Genomic DNA, 8,223 nt, shown 5'->3' with positions numbered 1-8,223 from the left:
TTTTCTTGTTTGAGTAATAGAAATATTTCCTTTTTCAATCTCACTAACAATTTGAAGTTTTAGTGACATACTGTAATCTCGTTGACTACGCTTTACATAATTTATTTGATCTTCCATAACGATGGCTTTTTGTGTATCGCTATTTCAGGACGAGACAAAATGTTTATAATAAAAAAGGGAGCTAATTAAGCTCCCTTTTTTTATCTGTTTTGAATCCAACCTCTAGGATCTGCATATGTTGAGTTTTGCGAAATACAAAACTTCATTGTTGTTTTTCCTGTCTCTGGACTTGTTCTGATTTTACCAATATTCTGTTTTATGGTAACTTTATCCCCTTTGTCTACACTTACAGAACTTAAATTCTGATATACTGAGAAATAATCTCCATGCTGAATAATTACCATTTTATTTATTGGAGATAAAACAATTACACTCGTCACTTCACCTGCAAAAACTGCCCTTGCGCTTGATCCCGATTCTGTTGTAATTTCAACCCCATTATTATGAATCGTTACTGTATTGTACAATGGATGCGGCTGATCTCCAAATCCTTGAGAAATAAATCCTTTTTCAACCGGCCAAGGCAATCTTCCTCTATTGGCTTTAAAGTCGGCAGCTAAGATTTTATTCTCTGGTGTTAATTCAATTTTCGATGATGAAACCGGTGCTTTCGAAACTGTTGTTCCCGGATTATCTTTTGCTCTTTCTAATGCCGCTTTTCTATTTGCTTCGGCAATTGCTTCCCGAATTAAACGATCAATTTGTCTGTCAATTCTTTTTGATTCGCTTTGTTTTGCTTTTATATCTGCTAAGATTTTACCTTTATCTTTCTTAATCGAATTAACTAACTTTTGCTGTTCTTTCTTTTCAACTTCTAAACTCTGTTTTTCCTTTTCATTTTCTGCGATAATCTTTTTCTTAACCTGTCTTTGTCCATTTAATCTCGCATTATAATCAACTAATTCAGTAGTTTTAGATTGAATTTCTAAACCTTGATTTTTTCTAAAATTAGTATATTGTTTTAAATACTGTGCTCTTTTATAAGCTTGCAAAAAACTTTCTGAAGACAAAATAAACATCGCTCTACTTTGCTCAGAACGACTTTTGTATGATTTTAAAATCATCTTAGAATAATCAGCTTTCAAAACCTCTAATTCCTTTTTTAGCTTATTAACCTTAACCTGGTTAATATACATGTCGTTGCTTAAAAGTTTTTCTTGTTTTGCCGTAGTATTAATCAGTTTCTCTTTTAGTTTGATTTTATTCGCCTGAATTAAAAATACATTTACTGCTGATTTTTCTTTTTTCTTTACAGATTGCAACATCTTTTCGTTATCTCTAATTTCTTGCTGAATTTGAGCTTTACGTTGTTCCAGTTTTTCTTGTTGCGAATCTTGCGCCCACATAAGAGTTGTGGCACAAATAAAAATTAGGCTTAGGAGAAATTTTGGCATGTTTCGATTTTCTTTTTGCAAATTTACTTAATTATAACTTTCTTATAACCACCAGGCACACTATATGGGAAAGAAAGTTCTTCATTAAACGAAATATTGTTGTAATTTAAATTAATATTGGTTCTTCCTTTTGGCTGAATAGCGTTAATTGCAATACTTGTTGGAAGTGTTCCCTGATTAAAAACTTTGCTGTCAGAATAGTTAATCTGCAACATTCTGTTTTCTGAAGGTTGTGAAATTTCTTCTTTTTGCAACAAATATTTTTCAGAATCAATATAGAATGATTTTTTCAAATTGGCATCTTTTTCATCGTCTAAACGAAAAAGGTTTTCTACAATTGTTTGTGTATATTTTCCCTTTTTTAAATCGTCCAGAGCTTCACCAACCAATAGATTCTGAACCTTTGAATAATCCAATTCTGTTCCTAACCATTTGCTCAAACTTGTAAAATCTCCTTCGTAGTAAGTGCTGTTTATTTTTTCATAATAGCTTACTGCCGTTGGTGTAATCAATGCTTTTGCCATTGTAATTCCTAAAAAACGAACACTTATTAAAATCTGTTTGTCTTTTTCTATTTTAATTTCGGCGGTAACATTTTGACTTTGTTTTTCGTCAACATATTTTGCACTGGCTTTTATATATAAAGTAGAAAAATCTAACTTATTGTTATAATGTTTCTCTACAACTTTTTTGTCTTCTTTGGTTGTAACTTCAGCGTTACCGGTATTATTTTGAGCTGCTGGCATTTTTGATTTGCAAGAAATCACAAAAGCCGACATCAATACTATTGCAATATATTTTTTCATTTGAAATCCTCTCCTTTTATTTTTTTTGTTTTAATAATTCATTTGCCTTCAAAAAGTATTCCTCTTTTTTCTTCGCATCTCCCAAACCATTGTAAGCCTCTCCAAGCTGAATATTAAAATTTGCTTCAAGCGTTTTGTCGTCTACAACATAATCAAGCCCCATTTCTAAAACGGTTTTTGCGTTCTTAAATTGTTGCAATTTATTGTTTCCTAAACCTGCATAATAATAAAACTGCGATTGACTCGGATAAACTTCAATCATTGTCATAGCTCGTTTTGTCATTGGTTCAAATTGTTTTGCCTGAACATAAGCTTCCAGCAAAAGCAAATTAGTTTCACGATCTGTATCTGAATTTGCTTTTAAATCTTTTTCATAATATTTAATTGCATTTTCATATTGACCTTTGCTGTGATAAAACTTCCCAATTTCTTTTGCAACATCAACATTTGGATCGTTATCAAAATAAGATATTGCTTTTTCTAAATCTGGTGCGTATTGCGGATTTTTATTCACATAAATCAAAAACTCATTTAAGGTACGATGCTTAATTTTTGTGTCAATTTTTGAACTTGAGAAAATCACATTCATCGATTTAATTGCTTTATCAGCTTGATTTGCATCCAAATATCCTTTGAATAAACTTACTTGTGCCCATTCAGAATTTGGAATTTCCTTTGCCAATTGTTTTGCAACTTCTAATGCTTTATCTGTTTCTTCTGTTTTTGTATATAAAAAAATCAGGTCGACATAATTCGATTCTTCTTTCGGATTCTTTTTAATCTGATCAATCAGGTTTGATGCTTCGGCATTTTGATATTTGCCCTGAGACATAATTTGCATTTTATATCGATCACGATCTTCTGATTTTCCGAATTTATCATTCATTTCATTGATCGCCAAAAGTGCTTTGTCATATTGATTGGTAATCATGTACAACGAAATCAGATCATCTTTATACTCTTCATCAAAAACGATTATTTTCTGAATCGTTTCAATTGCCAAAGGATAATTTTTGGTTTCATAACTTACATCATAAATTCCTAACCAATACCATTTATTCTTTGGGTCTAATTGTGTTGCTTTTTCAAAAGAAGACTGAGCACTGCTATATTGCTTTAGAGATAAATAATTTTTCCCTAATTCAAAATAAGCTACAGCATCATTAGGTTTTAACTTGATACATTTCTCTAATGAAATAATAGCTTTATCATAATTTTCGATTCCTTTTTGTTTCAAAGATTCATAAAAAGAGTCTTGATATTCATCTGTTGCCATAGCAATATCTTCCGGCTCTGTTTGTGCCATAACCGAAGTTGGATTGCTAAGCAAAACGAAAAATAAAAATACTAAAACTCCTTTTTGTATCATCTCTAAAATTTATTTTTTAAACAAAAACGAATCTGTCAAAAGCTATAATCTATTCTAAAACCGAATAATCACCAATACTTATACTAGTAAATTTACCATCATAAACGACATGATTTCCAATCATTGCATTGTCTAAGTTCGCATTTTTTATTTGAGAAAAAGTTTGTACTAAACTGTTTTTAATAACACTATCACTTACATGACATCCTTTTCCTATCGATACATTTGGACCAACTGTTGTATTTTTCAATACTACATTTTCTCCAATATAACATGGAGGAATAATTGTTGAATTGTCTAGTTTTACATCATAATCTACTAAATGTTCTCCGTCATTATGCAAGAATCCTAACATTCTTGAATTTGTTTCAACGGTAACATCTTTGTTTCCGCAATCCATCCATTCGTCAACGCTGCCGGTTTTAAAAACTTTACCGTTAGCCATCATTGCTTTGATTCCGTCGTTGATTTGATACTCTCCGCCATTCTGAATATTATTATCCAAAACACCTTGAAGTTCTTTTTTCAAATCTCCAACTTCTTTAAAATAATAGATTCCGATAACGGCCAAATCACTAACAAATTCTTTTGGTTTTTCAACCAATTCTATAATTTCGTTATTAGCATTTAATTTAACAACACCAAATGCTTCCGGTTGTTCTACTTGTTTCACCCAAATTACAGCATCTGCTTCCGGATCCAATTCAAAATCGGCTCTGATTAAAGTATCTGCGTAAGCAATTACTGCCGGTCCTGATAAAGATTCTTTGGCACACATAATAGCGTGACCTGTTCCTAATGGTAAATCCTGACGATAGATTGATGCTTTAGCGCCCAAACTTCCTGCCAATTCTTCTAAACTTGCTACAAGATCATCACCAAAAAAAGCTGGATCTCCCAAAATAAAAGCAACTTCTTCGATAGGTTCTTTTAAAATCTTAGCAATATCTTCGACTAAACGGTGAACAATTGATTTTCCTGCAACTGGAATTAATGGTTTAGGAACTGTTAAAGTATGTGGTCTAAGTCTTGATCCTCGACCCGCCATTGGAACGATTATTTTCATTTTTGTGTTTATTCTTTATGGGAAGATTTAAAAAAATCTTCTTAGTTTGGTTCTAAATTTTTAACCGCAAATGTTATTTATTTTCTACTTGTGCTGAAATTTTTAACCGCAAAGTTGGCAAAGGTTTTTCGCAAAGATTACAAAGGTTTTCATTTCATTTTTAAGTTCGCAAAGTACAGAAACTAATTACTGTGACTGTAACTGCGACTGAAAACTGAAACTATTTTACTCCAGTACTTCCAAATCCGCCTTCGCCTCTTGATGTTTCAGAAAGTTCTTCAACTTCTATCCACTCAGCTCTTTCGTGTTTGGCTATAATTAATTGTGCAATTCTTTCACCGTTTTCGATTACAAATTCTTCATTTGATAAATTTACTAAAATTACACCTATTTCACCTCTATAATCTGCATCAACGGTTCCTGGAGAATTTAAAACGGTTACGCCTCTTTTTGCTGCTAGTCCGCTTCTTGGTCGAACTTGTGCTTCGTAACCAATTGGCAACTCAATAAAAAGTCCCGTTTTTACAATCGTTCTTTCTAATGGTTTTAACGTAATAACTTCAGTTAAATTGGCACGCAAATCCATTCCTGCCGAAGCAATTGTTTCGTAGTTTGGTAAAGCGTGTTGTGATTTATTGATAATTTGTATTTTCATTTTTATTTTAAAAGCTTAAAAATCAGCTTACTTTTTATTCATAATTCCTTTAATTGTCTCTTTTTCGTTATGATAAACAAAATAGATGAATGCTAAAAATAACGGTATTCCAACAAAATAATTTTCTCTAAATCCGTAAAAAGAAATAGCCGAAAACACAATTGAAATTCCTAAATAAGCTCCAATTTTATTCATATCATAAGGTATCGGATAATATTTATTTCCTAAAACATAAGAAATCAACATCATACTTCCGTAAGCAGAAATGGTCGCAATTGCAGAGCCATAGTAACTGTACTTTGGAATTAAAAAATAGTTTAAAACCAAGGTCACAATAGCACCCACAATCGAAATATAGGCTCCAATTTTTGTTTTGTCTGTTAGCTTATACCAAACAGATAAATTGTTGTAAATTCCTAAAAAGAAGTTTGCCAGAATAATTAACGGAACGACTTTCATAGCTTCCCAATAGGATTTATTGTCAAGCAAAAGATATTTTAAAACGTCTGCAAAAACAATAACTCCCAACAAAATTAAAGATCCCAGAATCACAAAATATTTTGTAATTACGGCATAAGTCTGCGGTGCATTTTCATTTTTAGCATGACTAAAAAAGAAAGGTTCTATTCCTAATCTAAAAGCTGTTGCAAACAAAACCATAAACAATCCTAATTTATAACAAGCTGAATAAGCTCCAACTTCTGATTTTGCCAGGTTTTCCGGCAATAAATATCCAAGAAGAATTTTATCGAAATGTTCATTAACAGCAAATGCAAGTCCGGCAACCAAAATAGGTAAACCATATTTCATCATTTTTTTCCAAAGTACTGGATCAAATTTTCTTCCCAAAGAAAGATAATTCGGCGAAAGCACAACAAAAGTCGCTAAACTTGCCAAAAGATTTGCAATGAAAATATAAGCAATCTGGAAATTCTCTACATATAAGTTATCCCAAACTGAATTAGGATTTGAAGCAGCAAGTTTTGGTAAATAAATTAAGAAGAATATATTTAATAATAAATTGATTATTACATTCCCAATTTTAATCGCTGCATAAACCATTGGTCTTTGATTGGCTCTAAGTTTAGAAAATGGTATTAAAACCAAAGCATCCAAAACTAAAATCCAAATTGTATATGTAACATATTGTACGTCAACTTCGGCAAGATTTGCCAGTGTATTTCTGAAAATTAAAGCTGCAAATAAAAAAATTATAGACGACCAAAATATCGATATTGTAGAAGTTGCAATTACGTTTTTCTTATCGTCTTCGTTACTGTAAAATCTAAAAAAAGCGGTTTCCATTCCGTAAGAAAGTACCACGTTAAAGAAAACCATCCAAGACAAAACAATCGAAACCTCTCCGTATTCTGCAGTTGGTAAAATACCTGTATATAATCTCACCAATAGAAAACTTAGCATTCGCGGCAGAACCGTTGCTAATCCATAAATAGCAGTTTGTTTGAATAGATTTTTATATAATCCCAAAATATATGTATAATAAAGTTTATAAAACAAAAATAACCAATTCTTTGGTTTAATGCTGATTTATTGGTTCAATAAAAAAAACTTGTCCAAAATTTAGTGTGTCATTTTGTTTTCATCTACTATTTTAACAAAATGAAAGCCTTTTGGACCGTATCCTTGGTTGTAATAAAAACGATGTGCAGCAAAATTTCCGGTAAAAGCATCCAGAACTATACTACTGCAATCTGAGTCTATCGCTTTTTGTTCAATATAATCCGTCAGCAATTTTCCAATTCCTTTAGATCTAACTTCAGGGTTTACAACAAAATTATCTATTTCAAGGTATCTTCCTGTCCACAATTTTGTTGAAGACCAGCAGCCGGTGATACCTAAACAAACTCCATCTTCAAAAACACCAATCTGAATATAATTATGAGGAACCATATCTGAAAGGTATGCTTTGTATTTTTCAATGGATAAGTTTGGATAAAGAAACCTCATTGTTTCAATTTGAGCCAACATTTCTTCGACTGTGGTGAGTTCTTGTATTTGCAGTTTCATTGTAGTAAAAAAATAAGATTTCAAAAATACTCATTTTTTTTATTGCGCTGTTATATTAATTGAGAACATCTTGATGTGAAAAATCTATAAGAAATGGGGAAAATTATATAAATTTTCAGGAGTACTTCTGTAGTAACTTTGTATCAAAGGGAATGAGCAAAGCTAAAATACAACCCTTCAAAAAAAGCAAAGCATTGGGACTAATAAAGCTAGTTTGTTCCTATAAAAGACAAAGCAAAGGGAGTGATTCTGCTGAAATGTAACCCTCAAAAAAAACAGAGCATTGGGACTAATAAAGCTAGTTTGTTCCCAGGAAAGACAAAGCACTGCAGAGTGATAAATCTGTGTCTAGAATTTTATAAAATGGTCCAGATTCTCCGTTTTTGGATAAATTGAGAATCTCCATTTTATAAATTAACTTCAAAAATAACAACCCTATATATATCAAAAGAGCCAACAAGCAATTGTTGGCTCTTTTTTGTTTTATCTTATGTCTCGTCCTGAAATAGCGATACACAAAAAGCCATCGTTATGGAAGATCAAATAAATTATGTAAAGCGTAGTCAACGAGATTACAGTATGTCACTAAAACTTCAAATTGTTAGTGAGATTGAAAAAGGAAATATTTCTATTACTCAAACAAGAAAACAATATGGTATTCAGAGTCATGGAACAGTTTTAAATTGGTTAAGAAAATTTGGTAACTTTGATTGGGAGAACCAAACCCCAACCCAAATGGCAAAAACACCTGAACAGAAGATAATGGAACTCGAAGCCCAAGTGAAATTATTGGAAAAGCAAAAAGCATTATTGGAAAGACAGGCTTTTGTTGCAGACAAAAAAGC

Annotated in this window: 8 protein-coding genes; 1 reads left to right on the top strand and 7 read right to left on the bottom strand. The window is 31.7% G+C overall.

Features of this window, described 5'->3' with window-relative positions; all coding sequences use genetic code 11:
- Positions 1 to 200: 200 nt before the first annotated feature.
- The 7 genes from CHB81_RS26435 to CHB81_RS26405 form a co-directional block, all read right to left on the bottom strand.
- The gene (locus CHB81_RS26435) at positions 201 to 1,454 is read right to left on the bottom strand and encodes a murein hydrolase activator EnvC (protein WP_089354803.1); all 1,254 of its coding nucleotides are present in this window, start codon (positions 1,452 to 1,454) and stop codon (positions 201 to 203) included.
- Between the two features lie 23 nt (positions 1,455 to 1,477).
- Positions 1,478 to 2,260 (bottom strand): DUF4292 domain-containing protein, encoded by a 783-nt coding sequence (locus CHB81_RS26430; RefSeq protein ID WP_089354802.1) that lies wholly within the window; start codon positions 2,258 to 2,260, stop codon positions 1,478 to 1,480.
- Between the two features lie 16 nt (positions 2,261 to 2,276).
- Positions 2,277 to 3,629 (bottom strand): lipopolysaccharide assembly protein LapB, encoded by a 1,353-nt coding sequence (locus CHB81_RS26425; protein WP_089354801.1) that lies wholly within the window; start codon positions 3,627 to 3,629, stop codon positions 2,277 to 2,279.
- Positions 3,630 to 3,678: 49 nt separating this feature from the next.
- Positions 3,679 to 4,695 carry a sugar phosphate nucleotidyltransferase gene (locus tag CHB81_RS26420; protein WP_089354800.1) on the bottom strand — a complete coding sequence of 339 codons (1,017 nt, stop codon included), beginning with the start codon at positions 4,693 to 4,695 and terminating at the stop codon, positions 3,679 to 3,681.
- A gap of 220 nt (positions 4,696 to 4,915) precedes the next feature.
- Complete coding sequence (gene dut, locus CHB81_RS26415) at positions 4,916 to 5,350, bottom strand: dUTP diphosphatase (RefSeq protein ID WP_089354799.1); 435 nt, start codon at positions 5,348 to 5,350, stop codon at positions 4,916 to 4,918.
- Positions 5,351 to 5,377: 27 nt separating this feature from the next.
- A complete protein-coding gene (locus CHB81_RS26410; RefSeq protein ID WP_089354798.1) occupies positions 5,378 to 6,838 on the bottom strand; it encodes a lipopolysaccharide biosynthesis protein in 1,461 nt (486 codons plus the stop codon).
- A 93-nt stretch (positions 6,839 to 6,931) separates the two neighbouring features.
- Positions 6,932 to 7,378, bottom strand: coding sequence for a GNAT family N-acetyltransferase (locus CHB81_RS26405; RefSeq protein ID WP_089354797.1), 447 nt, complete (start codon positions 7,376 to 7,378; stop codon positions 6,932 to 6,934).
- A 531-nt stretch (positions 7,379 to 7,909) separates the two neighbouring features.
- Here CHB81_RS26405 and CHB81_RS26400 point away from each other — a divergent pair.
- On the top strand, positions 7,910 to 8,223 hold a 314-nt coding region (locus CHB81_RS26400), incomplete at its 3' end, for a transposase (protein ID WP_141130480.1).

The organism is Flavobacterium sp. ov086, assembly GCF_900187965.1.
Taxonomy (GTDB): Bacteria; Bacteroidota; Bacteroidia; order Flavobacteriales; family Flavobacteriaceae; genus Flavobacterium.
Note: the sequence above shows the minus strand (reverse complement) of the source record. Positions and strands in the feature narration are given on the sequence as shown.